The 18,314-nt window shown below is 65.4% G+C and carries 15 protein-coding genes and 1 pseudogene; 11 read left to right on the top strand and 5 right to left on the bottom strand.

What is annotated here, in order from left to right:
• Positions 1 to 33: 33 nt before the first annotated feature.
• The gene (locus RT582_RS04600; protein WP_313476734.1) at positions 34 to 1,182 is read right to left on the bottom strand and encodes a PQQ-dependent sugar dehydrogenase; all 1,149 of its coding nucleotides are present in this window, start codon (positions 1,180 to 1,182) and stop codon (positions 34 to 36) included.
• A gap of 181 nt (positions 1,183 to 1,363) precedes the next feature.
• Between RT582_RS04600 and RT582_RS04605 the strand changes: the two genes are divergently transcribed.
• From RT582_RS04605 to RT582_RS04620, 4 genes are all read left to right on the top strand, one after another.
• Complete coding sequence (locus tag RT582_RS04605) at positions 1,364 to 1,543, top strand: hypothetical protein (RefSeq protein ID WP_014819814.1); 180 nt, start codon at positions 1,364 to 1,366, stop codon at positions 1,541 to 1,543.
• A gap of 78 nt (positions 1,544 to 1,621) precedes the next feature.
• Positions 1,622 to 2,347: an RNA pseudouridine synthase gene (locus RT582_RS04610; RefSeq protein ID WP_042926141.1), complete on the top strand. Its 726-nt coding sequence runs from the start codon at positions 1,622 to 1,624 to the stop codon at positions 2,345 to 2,347.
• A 121-nt stretch (positions 2,348 to 2,468) separates the two neighbouring features.
• Positions 2,469 to 3,239 (top strand): PAAT family amino acid ABC transporter substrate-binding protein, encoded by a 771-nt coding sequence (locus RT582_RS04615; RefSeq protein ID WP_313476737.1) that lies wholly within the window; start codon positions 2,469 to 2,471, stop codon positions 3,237 to 3,239.
• 78 nt (positions 3,240 to 3,317) lie between these two features.
• Entirely contained in the window at positions 3,318 to 3,866 is a 549-nt protein-coding gene (locus tag RT582_RS04620; protein ID WP_312915679.1) for a hypothetical protein, read from the top strand.
• 29 nt (positions 3,867 to 3,895) lie between these two features.
• Here the strand turns inward: RT582_RS04620 and RT582_RS04625 are convergent, their stop codons facing one another.
• Positions 3,896 to 4,084, bottom strand: coding sequence for a hypothetical protein (locus tag RT582_RS04625; protein WP_014819810.1), 189 nt, complete (start codon positions 4,082 to 4,084; stop codon positions 3,896 to 3,898).
• 178 nt (positions 4,085 to 4,262) lie between these two features.
• On the opposite strand from RT582_RS04625, the gene RT582_RS04630 reads away from it, so the two are divergent.
• On the top strand, positions 4,263 to 5,126 hold the full coding sequence (locus RT582_RS04630; protein WP_104097089.1) for a DUF6279 family lipoprotein: 864 nt from the start codon (positions 4,263 to 4,265) through the stop codon (positions 5,124 to 5,126).
• Positions 5,127 to 5,301: 175 nt separating this feature from the next.
• On the opposite strand, the gene RT582_RS04635 is transcribed toward RT582_RS04630, so the two are convergent.
• Positions 5,302 to 9,621 carry a DEAD/DEAH box helicase gene (locus RT582_RS04635; protein ID WP_313476741.1) on the bottom strand — a complete coding sequence of 1,440 codons (4,320 nt, stop codon included), beginning with the start codon at positions 9,619 to 9,621 and terminating at the stop codon, positions 5,302 to 5,304.
• Positions 9,622 to 9,738: 117 nt separating this feature from the next.
• Between RT582_RS04635 and RT582_RS04640 the strand changes: the two genes are divergently transcribed.
• Both RT582_RS04640 and RT582_RS04645 read left to right on the top strand, forming a co-directional pair.
• Positions 9,739 to 10,044: a hypothetical protein gene (locus tag RT582_RS04640; protein WP_014819807.1), complete on the top strand. Its 306-nt coding sequence runs from the start codon at positions 9,739 to 9,741 to the stop codon at positions 10,042 to 10,044.
• Between the two features lie 9 nt (positions 10,045 to 10,053).
• Positions 10,054 to 10,746 carry an SDR family oxidoreductase gene (locus RT582_RS04645; RefSeq protein ID WP_313476743.1) on the top strand — a complete coding sequence of 231 codons (693 nt, stop codon included), beginning with the start codon at positions 10,054 to 10,056 and terminating at the stop codon, positions 10,744 to 10,746.
• A 2-nt stretch (positions 10,747 to 10,748) separates the two neighbouring features.
• Here the strand turns inward: RT582_RS04645 and RT582_RS04650 are convergent.
• Positions 10,749 to 11,565: pseudogene (locus RT582_RS04650) on the bottom strand (OBAP family protein).
• A gap of 149 nt (positions 11,566 to 11,714) precedes the next feature.
• Between RT582_RS04650 and egtB the strand changes: the two are divergent.
• The 3 genes from egtB to RT582_RS04665 are packed head-to-tail and all read left to right on the top strand — an operon-like array spanning position 11,715 to position 15,757.
• Entirely contained in the window at positions 11,715 to 13,010 is a 1,296-nt protein-coding gene (egtB, locus tag RT582_RS04655) for an ergothioneine biosynthesis protein EgtB (protein WP_313476746.1), read from the top strand.
• A 2-nt stretch (positions 13,011 to 13,012) separates the two neighbouring features.
• On the top strand, positions 13,013 to 13,975 hold the full coding sequence (egtD, locus tag RT582_RS04660; RefSeq protein WP_313476748.1) for an L-histidine N(alpha)-methyltransferase: 963 nt from the start codon (positions 13,013 to 13,015) through the stop codon (positions 13,973 to 13,975).
• A 3-nt stretch (positions 13,976 to 13,978) separates the two neighbouring features.
• A complete protein-coding gene (locus RT582_RS04665; protein ID WP_313476751.1) occupies positions 13,979 to 15,757 on the top strand; it encodes a S8/S53 family peptidase in 1,779 nt (592 codons plus the stop codon).
• 58 nt (positions 15,758 to 15,815) lie between these two features.
• Here RT582_RS04665 and RT582_RS04670 read toward each other — a convergent pair whose 3' ends face one another.
• Positions 15,816 to 16,289 (bottom strand): MarR family winged helix-turn-helix transcriptional regulator, encoded by a 474-nt coding sequence (locus tag RT582_RS04670; protein WP_104097083.1) that lies wholly within the window; start codon positions 16,287 to 16,289, stop codon positions 15,816 to 15,818.
• A gap of 175 nt (positions 16,290 to 16,464) precedes the next feature.
• Here RT582_RS04670 and RT582_RS04675 point away from each other — a divergent pair, with 175 nt between their 5' ends.
• On the top strand, positions 16,465 to 18,237 hold the full coding sequence (locus RT582_RS04675; protein WP_313476753.1) for an N-acetylglutaminylglutamine amidotransferase: 1,773 nt from the start codon (positions 16,465 to 16,467) through the stop codon (positions 18,235 to 18,237).
• Positions 18,238 to 18,314 lie beyond the last annotated feature (77 nt).

Below are 18,314 nucleotides of genomic sequence, written 5' to 3' on the forward strand. Positions count from 1 at the left end.
CAAGACGGGGCCGGCAACCCCGCCAGGTGAGACTTACTGGGTGTCCAGGCCAACCTGAAGCAACTTGCCATTGCCCGCATCGGTCAGCACATAGAGGTAACCGTCGGGCCCAAGGCGTACGTCGCGGATGCGCGCACCGAGGTCCTTGAGCAGGCGTTCCTCACCAACCACGCGGTCGCCGTCGAGCTGCAGGCGTATCAGCGACTGATCCACCAGCGCGCCGATGAACAGACTGTGCTGCCAGCCGGGAAAGCGCTCGGCATCGTAGAACGCCATCCCACTGACGCCCGGCGATTTTTTCCAGACGTGGTGCGGCGGCTCGGTGCCCTCGACGGTTTCGCCCTCGGCTTCAGGAATCGGCAGCAGGCTGTAGTTGATGCCGTGAGTTGCCAGCGGCCAGCCGTAGTTCTTGCCGGCCTGCGGAATGTTGACTTCGTCACCGCCACGCGGCCCATGTTCGTGGGTCCAGAGCACGCCGCTCCAGGGGTTGAGTGCGGCGCCCTGCTGGTTGCGATGGCCGTAGGACCAGATTTCCGGCCGCACGCCGTCCTGGCCAACGAAGGGGTTGTCCTCCGGCACACTGCCGTCCAGGCCAATGCGCACCACCTTGCCCTGATGCTTGTCGAGGTCCTGCGAGGTCGGCCGCTGATTGTTTTCGCCGAGCGCGACGAACAGGTGTCCCTTGCCGTCAAACACCAGCCGCGAGCCGAAGTGCACCCCGGTGGAGAGCTTCGGCAGCTGACGGAAGATAACCTCGAAGTTCTCCAGCCGTGTGTCATCGTCACTCAGCCGGCCACGACCGACCGCCGTTCCAGCCTTGCCCTGCTCACCGGCCTCGGCATAGGTCAGGTAGACCAGGCGGTCCTTATCGAAGTCCGGCGACAATCGCACGTCGAGCAAACCACCCTGGGAGCGGGCGAAGACCTCCGGCACGCCAGCAAGTGGCTCGGAGAGGCTGCCGTCCAGGCCGATCACGCGCAGGCGGCCAGGCCGTTCGGTCACCAGCATGCGCTTACCGTCCGGCAGGAAGGCCAGTGCCCAGGCGTTTTCAAGGCCGCTGGCGATCTCCTTGACCGTTACCGGCCCAGCGTCGCTGGAATGACGTTCAGTTTCGGCGACAGCCTGCAGCGAAGCGGCGATGGCAAAACCACAGAGTGTGGTGCGAATGGCATGGCGCAGCATGGTCTTCCTCTCAGGTGATGATCCGGCGTCGAGAAACTCGCTTTCGCGGCTAATTGAAGACCAGGCGGCTCGCTGAGTGGTTGCAAAAACGCTTCAGGAAATGACGGCCTGCAAAAACCTGAACAAATTTTGATCAAATCTGTATAATGCCCGGTTCGACTGATTAAAGGAAAAGCGATCCATGGCCACTAAAACCACCAGCGCCAAGCGCAAGCCCGAACCCGCCACCGAAACCAGCCAGTCCCTCGCTGCGCAAATGGCCGCTTTCATCAAGGCAGGCGGCGAAGTCCAGACCATCCCCAACGGTGTGAGTGGCCAGACCAACGGTCCTTCCCGCCAGATCACCATCAGCAAGAAGTGATCTGAACCGCCTTCGGCGAGCCGGCTTTATCATGGCTCGCCGCGTTCTACCCCCTCCTTTCTCGTCTCCGAGCGCACCATGACCGACCCCGTACGCCTTGCCAAACGCCTCGCCGAGCAACTCGGCTGTTCCCGGCGCGAGGCCGAGCTGTATATCGAGGGTGGTTGGGTAACGGTCGACGGAGAACTGGTCGAAGCGCCGTTCATCAAGGTGCTACCTGAACAGCGTGTCGAACTGCAGGCCGGCGCTACCGCGAAGGAAATCACGCCTGTGACGCTGCTGCTGCACAAACCGGCCGGGCTGGTGATCGATGCCGACGTCGACAGCACCCGCCGCGTACTGCAGGCCAGCGAACACTGGAGCGACGACCCCAGCCGCAATGAAGCGTTGCAGCGTCATCTGCTGCAGCAGAACCTGTTGCTGCCACTGGACGCCGACGCCAGCGGGCTGACCGTCTTCAGCCAGCAACGTGAAGTGATCCGCCTGCTCACCAGCACGCGCGACAAGCTGGAGCAGGAATACGTCGTCGAAGTGAGCGGCGAAGCCGAAGAAAACGGGCTGGCCCTGCTCGCCAAGGGCATTGGCCACCGCGGCAAGATCCTGCCCAAGGCCAAGGTCAGCTGGCAGAGCGAAAACCGTCTGCGCCTGGTGATCAAGGAGCCCGCGCCCGGCGAAGTCCGCTTGCTCTGCGAAGCCATCGGGCTGACGGTGCTTGCCTGCAAACGCATTCGCATCGGCCGCCTGTCCATGGCCAAACTACCGGCCGGCCAGTGGCGTTTTGTCGGCGAACACGAACGCTTCTGACGCCGCGCCCGCACGCCATCGCCAGCGCCGGCCGGCGGAGCACGCTTGCTTTACCTGCCCTGCTGAATCAGTCTTGAGCGGCACTTCGCCACGATGGCCACTCACTCAAGACAGGACCGCGATGCAGAAACTGATGCTCCTGCTGCTGACCGTTTTCCCGCTGAGCATCCTGGCTGCCGAGCCCGTCGCCGTATGGGCTTACCAACCCTCGCCGCCCTTTGCCTCGGGGCAGAACCCCGGGCTCTCCGAAGCGCTGGTGCAATTGCTCAACGAGCATCCGACCAACCAGGACCGCTATCACTTCCAGCTGACCCAGTTGCCGCGCAAACGTCTCGATGCACGCCTCGAGGACAAGGAGCCCGGCATCCTCCTATGGGCCACGCCGGAGTTCTTCCCCGAGCGCCTCACCGCCGGCGCCAGCTGGACTCGGCCTCTGCTGTGCGACATCCAGGACTTCGTGTCCCACAACGACAAGCCGGTCGACTATGACGGCCCGAAATCACTGCACGGGCTGCGTCTGGGCGGCGTGCTCGGGCATCTCTACCGGGCGCTGGAAGGCGACATCGACAAGGGCCTGATCCAGCGCGAAGACGGGCACAACGATCTGCAGAACCTGAACAAGCTGCTCAACCAGCGCATCGATGTCGCGTTGATGCCGCGCTCCTCACGGCTGTTCTTCAGCCTGACAGAGGCGCCGGACGCACCGCTGCATGTTTCGCCACGCCCGCTCTATGTCTTCGACCGGCACGTGCTCATGACCGCCAGCCTGCCAGCCGAAACCACGCAGTTCGTGCATCAGCTCATCGCCGATCTGCCGCACAGCGCGCGCTGGCAGACCCTGCTCAGGCGCTACGGCCTGCAAGAGATGAGCGCGCCCTGTCCCAATTATTGAGCGAACGTAAGCGCCACTGGCGAATCGAAGCTGGCACGGCTCATACTGGCGAAAAGAGAACGGAGTACCAATTCAGCCATGAAAAAGGCACTGCTGGTCAGTCTGCTATTGACCCTCGGCGGCTGCGCCACTCAATCCTGCGACAGCGTCTGGAACGACCAGTGTCGTGCAGAGCGACTGCTTTACCAGAACGATTTGATGCAGGCGAAAATTCTGATTTCGATCGGCGACGAAGACAGCTACGAGCTTGCCCAGGCGCTGCTCGATCGCAGTGCGAAGCTGGATCGGCGCGGCGAGACGGAGTTCTATCAGGCGTTGCTGCTGATCCGCCAGGGTCCGGAGCCATCGGAAGTGCTCGACCTGTTGGAGAAGGCCAAGCGCAAGGGCCACCCCCATGCGGTAGCGCTGCTCTACAAGATCTACCACGAGCCGTACCTGCTCAACGAAGCAGACGAGGATCGCGCAGAACGCTACCGCGACGCCTACGGCGAGCTGGATGTCGCGCGCAGCGGCTATCCATCCTTCGACAAATCGCTGGCACTGGTGAATCAGCTGGTCGCACCGCCACCGCCATCGGTCCCGTATCAGGCGCCCTGCCCGCAGCACTGTCTGGAGCAGTCCCGCTAGCTACGGGCCGAGGGCCTGCTGTTACCGCTTCAGGGCGCCGGGGTCTGCGAGATCCGCGGCTCCTCGTCGCCATCGGCCACCGCACGCGCTTCCTGTTCGGTGGCATAGGGGCCGCCGACGATGGTGCCGTTCAGCTCCACCACCCAGCACACGGCCCAGGTCGGGCGCCAGGCCTTGGGTACGTCTTCGCCGCTGAGGTGCTTGATCTGAGAGGTCATGGCTTTTCTCCACTGCTGCTGGGTAAATCGGCCGTCCCATATCGTCGGAACGACTCCATGTAGGGAAGACCACAGGCCAGCCGCCTTTGCTCGCCGGTACCGACGAAACGGTCCGCCAGCCGAACCCCCGGCGCTGCCGTGGCTCTACAGAACAGCCGCCGACGCTCGAGGAAAGACGATGCGCCCCATTGCCAGCCTGCTCCTGCTGACCCTGCTCTGCGCCGCGCTGTTGAACGGCTGCAGCCGCGCCACCCTGGTCTATCGCAACCTCGACATGGTCGTGCCCTGGACGCTCAACGACTATCTCGACCTCGATAACCGTCAGAAGGACGAGCTGCGCGAACGCCTGCGCGAGCACCTGGCCTGGCACTGCAGCACGCAATTGCCGGAACTGCTGGCCAACCTCGAACAGCTTGAGCGTGAAACTGCTGGCGGCCAGCTCGATCGCCGCGATCTCGAACCACAGTACCGCGACGTCCGCGACGCCATGCACAGCGTTGCCGTGGAGATCACCCCCACCGCAACGGACCTGCTGCGTGCCCTGAGCGACAAGCAGGTCGCCGAACTGCGCAGCGCGCTGGAGGAAAACCGAGAGGAGTACCGGGAGAAATACCTGGCTCCGCCGCTGGAACGGCAGATTCGCGAGCGCGCCGAGCGCATGCAGGAGCGTCTGCAGTACTGGTTCGGCCAGTTGAACGCGGACCAGCGACAACGCGTGCTGCTCTGGTCTCACACCCTGAACGAGCAGAACAGCCGCTGGCTGGGCAACCGCGAGCGCTGGCAAGAGCTGCTGTTGGCTGCGGTCGAGCAGCGCCACCGCGCCGATTTCGACGACCGCATTGCGCAGCTGCTGCAGGAGCGCGAGGAGTTGCTGAGTACGGACGATCAGGCCGCGTTGCAGCGTGCCGAGCAGGCCGGATTGGACCTGGTGGCCGACCTCTATAGCCTTGCCGACGAAGGGCAGCGGACCCACCTCAGCGGGCGCCTGGCGCAGCTGCGCACCGACTTCAGCGACCTGAAATGCCTGGCGCCGACAGCCTGATCCCTGGTGGTTGGGCGGTGAGTGGGTTAAGGCAAAGTCGGATGAACATGGCTGCAAAACAAAGGCGCTGCGACGGGTCCTGGCGGGCCATGGCAAGGAGCAGCAACACAGTATCGGAGCCATGGGCGCCGACATTTACCAACTGAACGTACCAAACAGGCTACTAACTAACTACTCAGCGTCTGGCTGGCGTCAGCAGGCGGCGCGCCTCGCGCTGGGCATCCTCGTCCAGTTCGACCAGCCATTGCGGCTTGCCCGCCGCCAGCACAGCCACCGGCAGCCCGTCGCGAAACAGGATCCGGTTAGCCGCCAGAGCCGGCACCCTGGCGCCCGGTAACAGGGTGCCGAGCTGATTGAACGGATCGACCGCGGACACCGCCAGCATCTCGCCGGTCAGCGGCCCCTTGCGCACCTCGCGCAGCAAGCCAAGCGCCTCCGGCAGAGCGAACTGCTCGCCCGCCACCGCCGCGACAAAGCGTCCGCCGCGAATCTCGCCACGGGCTTCCAGCCGATGGTAGACCCGCAACAGGTCGCGCCAGGGCGGCAACCAGTCCGCTTCACGCGCAAGCAGGCGCCAGCACACCACGCCGTAACGGCGCAGCAGCACACGGGCAATGTGCTCCAGCGCCTCTGCATCGAACGCCGGTGTTCTTGCCTCCTCTTCGCCCGCTCCAGACTTGCGCACCAGTGCCCAGCGGCCGGCGTCGTCCATCCCGCCGATAAAGGCACCACCACGGCTTCGTCGGGCCGTGCGCGAGCGCTTGCTCGCCGGCGCCAGCAATGCGCGCAGACCGGCGAAGCTGTCGGCGTTCACCAAACCCACCGCCACCAGCTCGCCAAGGGCATCCTCCAGTTCGCTGCGCAGCAGATGCGCGTCGTGCTGCAGCTCATCGAAGAACAGCGCGCCCTGGGCGTTCAGACATTCGAACACCCGCTGTGCCCGTGAAGACAGCTCCGGCGCCGGCGCGTCGCTGGCCAGTGCATACCAGGCCGGTAACTGGCGCCGCGGCAGCAGCACGATCGGCGTGCCGCGTACCGGCCCGGTGCTGGCCCTGAGTCGCCCGGCCAGCCGCGTCCAGACAATGCGGCCGGAGCGGCACAGCTCGTCCAGCCAGGTGCCGCCATAATCCTTCAGGCGCGCCGGCAAGAGATCGGCCTCCCACGCTGCGGCCGCGGCCTGAAAGCCCTCCAGCTGTTCGACGACAGTGGCCAGCGCCTCGCGCCCCTGCATGCGCGTGGTCGCGGACAGATGCTGCCAGTCAGCAAGAAAGCGCATGAAATCGACACGTTCGACCGGCTCGATCTCCCGCCGCAGGCGCTTGACCGTGTAGCGATGGATACGCGCCAGCAGATGCCGCTCGCACCACTCCTCCTCCACTGCGCCAGCGCTGAAACGCCCGCGCATCACGTAACCCTGGTTTTCCAGACGGACCAGCGCCGCCGCGACGGCAGAGGCCGGTAACGCCAGCGGCCGCGCGATCAACGCCACCGGCAGCGGGCCGAAGCCGCTCAGCCGCGCACGAATCAGCTCGACCAGTGCCGCCTCTTCCTCGATTGGCTGATCGTAGCCGCCGGGCGCCTGCAGATGCGGCTGGAACGGGGCCTGCGGATAGACCGCGCGCAGCAGCATCAGGCGCTCGAGCGGCAACCAGAGGACACGGTCGTGCGCCACCTGCATGCGCGTCGCGCGGCCGCCACGGGCCAGTTCGGCCAGCCATTCGCTCCATTGCGGCTGTGCGGCGGTCTCGGCTTCGGCAATGCAACCGAGCGCTGTCAGCGCCTCGTGCAACTCGTCGGCACTGCGCGCCTCGGGCCAGGCCTCCTTACGCACGGCGGCGATCGCTTCCGGGTCCAGCGCGCCCAGATCGTCAGCCGACTCCGGATCGCTCCAGCGCCGCGCGAGCACCGCCTGGGTGCGGCGCTCTTCCAGCGGTGCATCGTCGAGAAAGGCGTAAGGGCGCGCGCCGAGAATCTCCATGGCCAGCGGCGACGGTGCGGGCAGATCACGCGCCAGCAGTTCAACCTCGCCGCCCTCCATGCGCCGCAGCAGCGCGAGCAAGCCTTCGCTATCCATAGCCTCGTGCAGGCAGTCATCGAGTGTCTGGCGTACAAGCGGATGATCGGGAATCTCGCGCTCGCCGACGATGTTTTCCAGGCAGGCAACCTGGTCGGGAAAGACCGTGGCCAGCAGATCGTCGCTCTTCATTCGCTGTAGCTGCGGCGCGACCTTGCGTCCGCCGGCCATGCGCGGCAACGCCAGTGCCGTGGTGGCGATCCAGCGCCAGCGCACACCGAACAGCGGCGCATCCAGCAGTGCCTGGATCAGCACCTGCTCGGCACTGGCCGAATGCAGGTAGCGCCAGACTTCCGCCAGCGGAAAGCTGTGACTGGTGGACAGCGAAAGAATGATGGCGTCCTCGGTGGCCGCCGCCTGCAGCTCGAAGTTGAAGGTGCGGCAGAAGCGCTTGCGCAGTGCCAGCCCCCAGGCGCGATTGATGCGGCTGCCATAGGGCGAGTGAATGACCAGCTGGGTGCCGCCGGACTCGTCGAAGAAGCGCTCCATCACCAGCCGCTGCTGAGTCGGCAAGGCGCCAAGTGCGGAGCGGGCACGCGCCAGGTATTCGACGATCTGTCGCGCGGCGGTTTCCGCCAGGCCAAGGGTGCCGGTAAGCCAATCGATCGCGGGCGACAGGTCCACCCTGCCCACCGCCGCCCCCTCAGCCAACCGCCGATCGATCTCGTCACGCAGCCGCGCCACGGCAAAGGACAGCTCGTCGCTGCGCCCTGGCGCCTCGCCCAGCCAGAAGGGAATGCTCGGCGGCATGCCCTGAGCATCTTCGACACGCACCCGCCCGGACTCGATCTTGAGGATGCGATACGAGGTGTTACCCAGCTGGAACACATCGCCGGCCAGGCTCTCCACCGCGAAGTCCTCGTTCACCGTGCCGATATTCAGCCCCTGCGGCTCCAGCAGCACGGCATAGTCGGCGTTGTCGGCGATGGTGCCGCCGGAGGTCAGTGCGGTCAGCCGGCCACCGCGCCGGCCACGCAGGCTGCGCGTCGCGAGATCACGGTGCAGATAGGCGCCGCGGGTTCCGTGGCGGGTCGTATAGCCCTCGGCGAGCATTCGCAGCAGTGCCTGGAAGGTCGCGTCGTCGACCGCGGCATAGGGCATCGCGCGGCGGAACAGCTGGAGCAACGCTTCCTCCTCCCATTCCCGACAGGCCACCTCCGCGACGATCTGCTGGGCCAGCACATCCAGCGGCGCGTGCGGGATATTCAGCGTGTCCAGCTCGCCACGACGCACGGCGTCGAGCAGCGCGGCACACTCGATCAGGTCGTCGCGGGAGCTGGGAAACAGCCGCCCCTTGGACACCCCGGCGACCTGGTGCCCGGCGCGCCCAACCCGCTGCAGGAAAGCCGAAATCGAGCGTGGCGAGCCCAGCTGGCAGACCAGCTCGACATCACCGATGTCGATGCCCAGCTCCAGCGAGGCAGTGGCCACCAGCACCCGCAACTCGCCGCGCTTGAGCTTCTGCTCGGCGCTCAGCCGCTGTTCGCGGGCCAGACTTCCGTGATGCGCAGCGACCACCTCTGCACCCAACCGCTCGGCCAGGTGGCGGGTGGTGCGCTCGGCCATGCGCCGCGTGTTGACGAACACCAGCGTGGTGCGATGCTCGCCAGCCAGTGCCGCAAGGCGATCGTAGACCAGTGCCCAGGCGTCGTTGCTCATCACCGCTTCCAGCGACACCGGCGGCACCTCCAGCGCAAGATCGCGGGCGCGGCCATGGCCGATGTCGACGATCTCGCACGGTCGCTCGACGCCGACCAGAAAGCGCGCCACCGCATCGATCGGTTTCTGCGTCGCCGACAGGCCGACCCGCACCAGCGGCCGATTGCAGAGCGCTTCCAGTCGCTCCAGCGACAGCGCCAGATGGCTGCCACGCTTGTTGCCTGCGATGGCGTGAATCTCGTCGACGATCACGCTCTGCACATCGGCGAGCATTTCGCGCCCAGATGCCGAGCCGAGCAGCACATAGAGCGATTCCGGCGTGGTGACGAGGATATGCGGCACGCGCTTGCGCATGGCGTTGCGCTCGGCCTGCGGCGTGTCGCCGGTACGCACCGCGGTGCGGATTTCCAGCGCAGGTAGCCCCAGACGCGCCAGCTCCGCGGTGATCCCGGCGAGCGGCTTCTCCAGGTTGATATGGATGTCGTTGGACAAGGCCTTCAGTGGCGAGATATAGAGCACGCGCGTCGCGTCGGCCAGGCCGCCCTCGGCCAGCCCCTGCTGCACCAGACCGTCGATGGCGGCGAGAAAGGCAGTCAGCGTCTTGCCCGAGCCTGTGGGTGCGGCCACCAGGGTCGAACGACCGACTCGGATCAGCGGCCAGGCAGCCGCCTGGGCCGGCGTCGGTGCGGGGAAACTGCGGGAAAACCAGCCCGCCACGGCGGGGTGGAAACGGCCAAGCGGATCGACGGATGACGTGGTCATGCCGATGAATATGGTGGCGCCCCGGCCTTTGCACAAGCGACAGCCGGTCGGCGGTCGGGAAACGGCCATGGGATATGGCGGTCAACTTGATACATCCGCAACGCAACGGAGATGACCATGACCACCACCCCGCTCAGCCTCGACAACGCCATGCAACTGGCCTCGGAAGCCTTCCTGCCCTGTGGTTGCGTGACCAGCGCCAACCCCGAGGACGACAGCTTCGGCTTCACCGTGATGAACGGCAGCGGCGAGGAAATCACCCGCGTGGCGCAGGTGCGCGACTACGCCGACCCGCTGCGCATGGCGCAGGTGATCGAGCAGACCCGTCAGGAGCTGATCGACAAGGGTTGCACCCTCGAACCCTGGAGCATGCCGTTCATCACCGACGACAGCGCCATTCCGGAAACCACGCCGAACTACTGAGGAGCGGCCATGAGCGATCACGTGCTGCTGATCACCGGCGCCTCATCCGGTATCGGCGCGGCAACCGCACGCCTGGCAGCGGCGGCCGGCTACCGGCTGGCGCTAGCCGCACGCTCCGAGGACAAGCTGCAGCACCTGGTCGATGAAATCGGGCCGCAGCGCGCCCTCGCCATTCGCTGCGACGTGACCGATTACGCCGAGCAGCAAGCCATGGTGCAACGCGTGCTCGATCACTACGGCCAGCTCGATGCCGTATACGCCAACGCCGGCATCCCCGACAGCGACGGCGGTTTCAGCGGCGCCGATCCCGAAGTCTGGAAAACCATGCTGCTGACCAACGTCTACGGCGTCGGCCTGACCCTGCGCTGCACGCTGGCCGCCTTGAAGGCCAGCCGCGGTCATCTGCTGCTCACCGGTTCGGCGGCCGGGCGCTTCGTCATTCCCGGCTCGATGTACAGCGCTAGCAAATGGGCGGTGACCGGGATGGGTCTGAGCGTGCGCGAAGAACTGCGCGGCAGCGGTGTGCGAGTCACTCTGATCGAGCCGGGCATGGTCGACACGCCGCTGTTCGACGAGCCGCCGCCCTATGCCCTGCAACCGGAGGATGTCGGCCGCGCAGTGTTCTATGCCCTGTCGCAGCCGGCCCATGTCGACGTCAACGAAATCCTGATTCGCCCGACGCCCCCGGTCGACGGCGAGTAACCTCAGAGTTCATCGCTGCGCTGTTGCTGTTGTTGCAGGCGTCCCGACTCGATGATTTCCGCCCGCCCAGCCCCATCGCCGTGGCGATGCTCGCCGGCCCCCCCGCACCCGCTGCAGCTGGATCACTTCACCTTTCTCCCAGGCATTTGCCGCCGGATCGACCGTCGGCTGCGGGATCGACTCGCGACTGCGGCGGATCGCCTGGGTATCCACGTCGAGACGGTCGTCACGGGCCTGTTCCAGCGCCGGGTCCAGCTGGCCATCCGCGGTGAAGCCCATCATCAGCGCCGGAATTCCATAGGGCAGTTCCTTGTCGCGATCGGTATGCCAGGTGTGCCACGTCTTGCCATAGGTGCTGACCACCTGTTCCATCAGCTGCTTTTCCGCGACCTGCGGCAGGCGAGGTGCAACCAGCGAGCCGGACTTCACCTCGTAATCGTGGCTGTGCCAGAGCTTCTTCTCGTCCTCGGGCAGTGTCGCGAACAGGCGCGCACTGATGATGTATTCGACGCCCATGAGTTTGGCATCGCTGTCATTGCCGTCGTAGATCAGCGCCTGCATCACGTCCTCGTTCAGCCGCGTGACGTAGTGGTGGGCCTCCATCTGCCCGTCCATGTCGCCGTTGTAGAAGTGAAAGCCGTTGAGGTAAGCGCTCACGGCATTCAGCGGCGCCTTGCCCTGCAACAGCTTTGCGCCGGCCTCGAGGGTGCGCGTCTCGGCGCTTTTCGGCGCGCCCGCGGCGTCGGTGTAGGACGCCGTATTGTGTTGCCCGCAGGCAGCCAACAGCACTGCGGAACCCAGGACTGACAACTTTCGCATGGCTCGATCCCCTGCTTTGCTCATACAGAGTGACCAGAGCGCGGCCGCTTTTTCTTCATGGTCGCCAAGCCGGCCGGCAGAAACTTTTGCCCGCCGCGCCGGGTCGCTATGGGAGGCCGTTTCGGTCGTCAAACCCGAGGGGGACAGCCATGGGCAACCTGGCAGAGCAGCCACATTCGCACCCGGTACTCGCCGAACTCGACCTGTTGCTGCAGCGTTACCGGCAGGTACGCGCCACCAGCGAGGCGATCTGCACGCCGCTGCAGGTCGAGGATTACGTCATCCAGAGCACGCCGGAAGTCAGCCCGCCGAAATGGCACCTGGCGCATGTCAGCTGGTTCTTCGAGACCTTTCTGCTGTTGCCTTATCTGCCCGGCTACCGGCGGCTGAACGAGGCCTACGACTACCTGTTCAATTCCTACTACCAGACTCATGGCCTGCCCTTTCCGCGGGCGCGGCGCGGTGTGCTATCCCGCCCGGGTGTGGACGAGATCTATCGCTATCGCCGCCACGTCGACCAGGCCATGGGCGAACTGCTGAGCAATCCGCCGCGCGAGCAGGCTGCCGAAATCGTCCGCCGCGTCGGCCTCGGCCTGCAGCACGAGCAGCAGCACCAGGAGCTGCTGCTGATGGACATCAAGCACATCCTCGCGCAGAACCCGCTGCACCCGGTTTATCGCGACGATCTCGCCCAGCCCCGGCCCAGCAGCCCCGAGCGCCCGCGCTGGCATGAATACGCCGGCGGTGTGCAGCACATCGGGCATGCCGGCAGCGATTTCGCCTTCGATTGCGAAACCCCGCGACATCGCCAGTTCGTCGAGGATTTCCAGCTTGCCGAACGATTGGTGAGCAACCGCGAATACCTGTCGTTCATCACTGACGGCGGTTATGCCCGCCCGGAGCTGTGGCTGTCGGACGGCTGGGACCTGATCCATCAGGCCGGCTGGAACGCTCCGCTGTACTGGCTGCGCGAGGACGCCAGCTGGTACGAGATGACCCTTGGTGGTCTACGCCCGCTGGACCTGGAGGCACCGGTCTGTCACATCAGCTATTACGAGGCCGATGCCTTCGCACGCTGGGCCGGTGCGCGGCTGCCGAGCGAAGCGGAATGGGAAGTCGCCGCCGCCGACCAGCCATTGCGCGGCAATTTCCTTGAAAGCGACTACCTGCAACCGGTCGCCGCGCCGCCTGGCCATGACGGCCCGAGGCAGCTGTTCGGCGATGTCTGGGAGTGGACCGCCAGCGCCTACCTGCCCTATCCGGGTTTTCGCCCGCTGGAGGGCAGCCTCGGCGAGTACAACGGCAAGTTCATGTCCGGCCAGATGGTCTTGCGTGGCGGTTGCTGCGCCACGCCGGAATCCCACCTACGGGTCACCTACCGCAACTTCTTCCAGCCGGCCATGCGCTGGCAGTTCGCCGGGCTGCGCCTGGCCAGAGGGCTCTGAACATGGCGCTGGCAATTCACTTTCACGATCAGCTGCAACAGCCACACGACGCCTCGCTGCGCGACGAAACCCTCGCCGGGTTCGCCGCGAGCCCGAAATGGGCCTCGCCGAAGTTTTTCTATGATCGTCGCGGGTCCGAGCTGTTCGAGCAGATCTGCCAGCAGCCCGAGTACTACATCACCCGCACCGAGGAGCAGATTCTCGCCGAGGCGGCCAACGACATCCTCGACATCGCCGGCCCTCACAGCGACCTGATCGAGCTGGGCAGCGGTGCCAGTCGCAAGGTACGCCTGCTGCTGGAGGCACTGCACCCGACCAGCTATCTGGGCATCGACATCTCCGAGGACTTCCTGCTCAGCAGTACCCAACGCCTGGCGGCGGACTACCCATGGCTGGAGGTGCATGCTGCCTGTACCGACTTTTCCAACGAGCTGAACCTGCCGGAAGATTTTTCCAGCGAGCACCCGCTGATGTTCTTCCCCGGTTCCAGCATCGGCAACTTCACCCCGGGCGAGGCCGCAGCCTTTCTGCAGCGTCTGCACGATGTGCTGCCGGCCGGCGGCGGCCTGGTGATCGGCGTCGACCTGGTCAAGGACCGCGCGGTGCTGGAGGCGGCCTACAACGACCGCGCCCATGTCACCGCCGCCTTCAACCTCAACCTGCTGCAGCGCATCCGCAACGAGCTGGACAGCGACATCGACCCGTCACGCTTCGTCCATCGCGCCTTCTTCAACGAGGCCGAATCGCGCATTGAGATGCACCTGATCAGCCCCGATGCGCAGGACGTGACCATCGAAGGCCGGCGCTTCCACTTCGATGCTGGGGAAAGCCTGCATACGGAAAACTCCTACAAGTACACGCTGGAATCCTTCGCTGCCCTGGCCGATGCCGCCGGCTTCGACTGTCGCGGTCAGTGGACCGATCGGCGCGGGCTTTTCAGCGTCAACTACCTCGAGCGACGTTGAACCATGCCAGAACGCGCCTCCACCCTGTTCACCCTCGGCCTCGGGTTATTGAGCGCCCTCGCCGCCTTTCCGGCAGCTGCAGAAGATCCCATCCGCATCACCCAGCTCAAGCGCTGCGGCGACCTCTTCGCCGAGGATTCGCTGAGCTGGTGCCTGAGCGCCAAAGGTTTGCCCCGTGGCGAGGTGCAGCTGCACCTCAACGGCGAGCGAGTGGCTGCCGACACGCTCCAACGCGACGGCAAGCAGCTGCGCCTGACCCTAGCGCCGGACGCGGTGCGCAGCGGCCCGCTGTGGCTGGAACGCCACGGGCAACGCAGCAATCCGGTCTGGCTCTCGGCTGGTCGCAGCCAGGTGCTCGCCGCCAAACCCGATGAAGTGGCGCGCAACATGGATGACCTGACCACCTACGTAGACCTGGTCAGCCTGATCATCGAGGAGGATCACGAAGGCCTGGACAAGGCGCGGCAGCTCGCCGAGAAGTACGGCGCCAAGGTGGTCGGCGCCATACCGCCGCTGAACACCTATCAGCTGCGCCTACCAGTGAAAGATCTGACCGAGCGCGACGCCATGGTGCTGCGCCTGGGCAGCGAGGTAGGCGTGGATGCCGTGGTGATCGAGGAATCGGCCGCCGAGAACGACGAGCAGGAAACCGGCAAGACCGCGGATCAGAAGCGTCCGCAGAACCGGGAGTGGGCCGCCAACCGCTTCCTCGATGCGGTGGACTACTACCGCGAACGCATTCCCGCCGGCCAGCGCGCCGGCGAAAAACAGCCGGTGCGTATCGGCATCATCGAGCGTGCGGTGGACTTCGATGCACCGCATTTTGCCGAGTACCTCGGACCCTGCGATCCACAACAACAGCGCATCTGCCTCTACGCCCGCGACGCCGACCGGCCGGACAATCACGGCAGCAGCGTCGCCGGCATTCTCGCCGCCCACGCCAGCGATGCCCGCGACCAGGGCTTTCTCAGTGCACTGGACGGCACCGGGCCGGGCTTCGAGGTGATCGTCGAGCGCAACTCGGACGCCGGCATCACGGCCAACGTCGCGGCCTCGGTGAATCTGGTGGAGGACGGCGCGCGCATCCTCAACTGGAGTTGGGGCATCCACCGCATTGGCACGGTGGATGTGGAGGGCGAACCGGTGGATTCGCTGCTGCGTTCGGGCATTGCCATGAGCGGCTACGAGGAATTGCTGGAGGAATTCTTCCTCTGGTTGCGCCGCGAACATCCCGACGTCCTGGTGATCAACTCCGCCGGCAATGGCTCGGCGCACTCCGGGCGTGACGACTATCGACTGCCCTCCTCGTTCATCACCGAGCAGCTGCTGGTGGTCGGCGGCCATGAGCGCAACGACCGGAAAAAGGTCTCGGTGGAGCACCCCGACTACGTACGCAAGCGCAAATCATCCAACGTCGATATGCGCGTGGACATCACCGCCGCCGCCTGCACCCGTGCAGCAACTCTCGATCCCGAGCAGCGCGGCGACGTGCACTGCGGCACTTCCTATGCCACGCCGCTGGTCGCCGGTGCGGTGGGTGCGATGCTTTCGGTCAATCCCGGGCTGGAGCCGGATCAGGTGCGTGAACTGCTACGCCGCAGCGCCATGACCATCGGCCGCGACTCGGATTTCGAGCCCGCCGAGGCGGATGACCTTACCGCGCCGATCCTGCCGTCCGAGCGCGGCTATCGACTGGATGATCGCGATGTCGGTCGCTCAGCACGGCTGGACATGCGCAAGGCGCTGGAGCTGACCGTGGAAAGCCTGAAGAACTCGCGCTAGGGTCTGTTCCCGTTTCATTCGCGGGCTCGCGATGAAACGGGAACAGACCCCTAGGTGTTCACTCCATGTCGCCGCACAGCTCGGCGGCACGCAGCAGCGCGGCGGTCAGCGCGTGGCGCTCCCATTGCGGCAAGGCGGCGAAACGCGCGCGGAATTCCGGTGGCAGCAGCGCTGGCGCCTGCTGCAACAAGGCGCGGCCGCTATCGCTGAGCAGCAGCCACTGGCGGCGGCGGTCCTGGTCGTCGCGCTGGCGCTGCAACAGCCCGCGCTCCTCCAGCCGGTCGATCTGCCCGGAAAGCGTGGCTGCGGTAAGGCTGACGCGCCGGCTCAGGTCACTTGCGGTCAACTGCCCTTCGCTAGCCAGCACCTGCAGGATCATCAGCTGCACAGGGCTCAAGCCTCCGTAGCGCGCCAGACGCTTGGCATGTACTTCGGCGTCCTGCTGCAACCGGCGCATGGCCTGAAACAGCGGCATTTCGAAGGCTTCCAGCCCGGCACTATTGCTTTCGTTTAAAACTGTTTCTTCAGTCATATGCGGCTTTTCTTGCGAAAACTAACTTTGACATCAAAGCATTTTTTTGTTTTGGTGTAAAAAGCTGACTGACCTGTTCCCGGCCGCATCGGTGCCGCTGCGCTGATCCGAAAGGCTGAACTTCGCGGGTGACGGGCCAGTCACACTCCCCAACGGCAAAACCGGTAAGGATCTTATGTGTGGCATAGCTGGAGAACTTCGCTTCGATAACCGCCCGGCCGATCTGGCTGCGGTTGAACGCATCACTCAACAACTGACTGCGCGCGGCCCCGACGCGTGCGGTTTCCACAGCCAGGGCCCACTCGCCCTGGGTCACCGACGCCTGAAGATCATGGATCTGTGCGAGGCGTCCGGCCAGCCGATGATCGACTCGGCCCTCGGCCTGTCGATGGTCTTCAATGGCGCCATCTACAACTACCCGGAACTGCGCGCCGAGCTGGAAGGCCTGGGCTACCGCTTCTTCTCCGAAGGCGATACCGAAGTGCTGCTCAAGGGCTTCCATGCCTGGGGCGAAGCGCTGCTGCCGCGGCTGAACGGCATGTTTGCCTTTGCCATCTGGGAGCGCGACAGCCAGCAGCTGTTCATCGCCCGCGACCGTCTCGGCGTCAAGCCGCTGTACCTGTCGCGCACCGACCAGCGCCTGCGCTTCGCCTCGTCGCTGCCGGCACTGCTCAAGGGCGGCGATATCGCCGGTGTTTTGAATCCGGTGGCGCTGAATCACTACATGAGTTTCCACGCCGTGGTTCCGGCACCGGACACGCTGATCGCCGGTATCGAGAAGCTGCCGCCGGCGAGCTGGATGCGCGTCGACGCCAATGGCGCGACCACCACCCAGCGCTGGTGGGAGCTGGAATTCGGCGCCCGTGAAGAGGAGCGCAACTACAGCTTCGAAGACTGGAAACAGCGCACCCTGGACACCATGCGCGAGGCGGTGGCGATCCGTCAGCGCGCCGCGGTGGATGTCGGCGTACTGCTCTCCGGCGGTGTCGACTCCAGCCTGCTGGTCGGCCTGCTGCGCGAAGCCGGCGTGGCCGATAACCTGCTGACCTTTTCCATCGGCTTCGAAGATGCCGGCGGCGAGCGCGGCGACGAGTTCAAGTACTCGGATCTGATCGCCAAGCACTACAACACGCGCCACCACCAGCTGCGCATTCAGGAAAAGGAAATCCTCGAGCAGCTACCGGCCGCCTTCCAGGCGATGAGCGAGCCGATGGTCAGCCATGACTGCATAGCCTTCTACCTGCTCTCGCGGGAAGTGGCCAAGCACTGCAAGGTGGTGCAGAGCGGCCAGGGTGCGGACGAACTGTTCGCCGGCTACCACTGGTATCCGCTGGTGGACGGCGCCGAAGACCCGGTGGCGGCCTACCTGGCCGCGTTCCGCGACCGCACGTACGAGGAATATGCCGAGACCGTGCAGCAGCAGTGGGTCCAGGGCGACTTCTCCGGCGACTTCGTCCGTCAGCACTTCGCCCAGCCCGGCGCCGATGCGGCGGTGGACAAGGCGCTGCGTATCGACAGCACGGTGATGCTGGTCGATGACCCGGTCAAGCGCGTCGACAACATGACCATGGCCTGGGGCCTGGAGGCGCGCACGCCGTTCCTCGACTACCGCGTTGCCGAACTGTCGGCGCGCATCCCGGCCAGATTCAAGCTGCCCGAGGGCGGCAAGTATGTGCTCAAGGAAGCGGCGCGCCAGGTGATTCCTGCCGAGGTGATCGACCGGCCTAAGGGCTACTTCCCGGTGCCGGGCCTCAAGCACTTGCAGGGAGCGACGCTGAACTGGGTTCGCGAGATGCTGCTCGACCCCAGCCAGGAGCGCGGCCTCTACAACCCGCAGGCACTGGAGAAGCTGCTCGCCGATCCGGATGGCCAGCTCACGCCGCTGCGCGGTTCAAAACTCTGGCAGCTGGCGGCGGTCAACCTATGGTTGAGCGAACAAGGCCTTTGACGTTGGCCGCTGCAGGCGCCAGGCCACGACGGCCCCGATAACCCGCTCACGAACGGCTGCGGTTGCCACGCGCCACG

Origin of the sequence: Stutzerimonas kunmingensis (assembly GCF_032106285.1) — a bacterium.
Classification (GTDB): domain Bacteria; phylum Pseudomonadota; class Gammaproteobacteria; order Pseudomonadales; family Pseudomonadaceae; genus Stutzerimonas; species Stutzerimonas kunmingensis_B.

Excerpts from the sequence above, each read along its gene's own strand:
- RT582_RS04665 (WP_313476751.1), top strand. The coding sequence starts at position 13,979 with ATGCCAGAACGCGCCTCCACCCTGTTCACCCTCGGCCTCGGGTTATTG.
- RT582_RS04645 (WP_313476743.1), top strand. The coding sequence starts at position 10,054 with ATGAGCGATCACGTGCTGCTGATCACCGGCGCCTCATCCGGTATCGGC.
- RT582_RS04625 (WP_014819810.1), bottom strand. The coding sequence starts at position 4,084 with ATGACCTCTCAGATCAAGCACCTCAGCGGCGAAGACGTACCCAAGGCC.
- RT582_RS04615 (WP_313476737.1), top strand. The coding sequence starts at position 2,469 with ATGCAGAAACTGATGCTCCTGCTGCTGACCGTTTTCCCGCTGAGCATC.
- RT582_RS04635 (WP_313476741.1), bottom strand. The coding sequence starts at position 9,621 with ATGACCACGTCATCCGTCGATCCGCTTGGCCGTTTCCACCCCGCCGTG.
- RT582_RS04670 (WP_104097083.1), bottom strand. The coding sequence starts at position 16,289 with ATGACTGAAGAAACAGTTTTAAACGAAAGCAATAGTGCCGGGCTGGAA.
- RT582_RS04620 (WP_312915679.1), top strand. The coding sequence starts at position 3,318 with ATGAAAAAGGCACTGCTGGTCAGTCTGCTATTGACCCTCGGCGGCTGC.
- egtB (WP_313476746.1), top strand. The coding sequence starts at position 11,715 with ATGGGCAACCTGGCAGAGCAGCCACATTCGCACCCGGTACTCGCCGAA.
- RT582_RS04610 (WP_042926141.1), top strand. The coding sequence starts at position 1,622 with ATGACCGACCCCGTACGCCTTGCCAAACGCCTCGCCGAGCAACTCGGC.
- RT582_RS04640 (WP_014819807.1), top strand. The coding sequence starts at position 9,739 with ATGACCACCACCCCGCTCAGCCTCGACAACGCCATGCAACTGGCCTCG.
- RT582_RS04600 (WP_313476734.1), bottom strand. The coding sequence starts at position 1,182 with ATGCTGCGCCATGCCATTCGCACCACACTCTGTGGTTTTGCCATCGCC.
- egtD (WP_313476748.1), top strand. The coding sequence starts at position 13,013 with ATGGCGCTGGCAATTCACTTTCACGATCAGCTGCAACAGCCACACGAC.
- RT582_RS04605 (WP_014819814.1), top strand. The coding sequence starts at position 1,364 with ATGGCCACTAAAACCACCAGCGCCAAGCGCAAGCCCGAACCCGCCACC.
- RT582_RS04675 (WP_313476753.1), top strand. The coding sequence starts at position 16,465 with ATGTGTGGCATAGCTGGAGAACTTCGCTTCGATAACCGCCCGGCCGAT.
- RT582_RS04630 (WP_104097089.1), top strand. The coding sequence starts at position 4,263 with ATGCGCCCCATTGCCAGCCTGCTCCTGCTGACCCTGCTCTGCGCCGCG.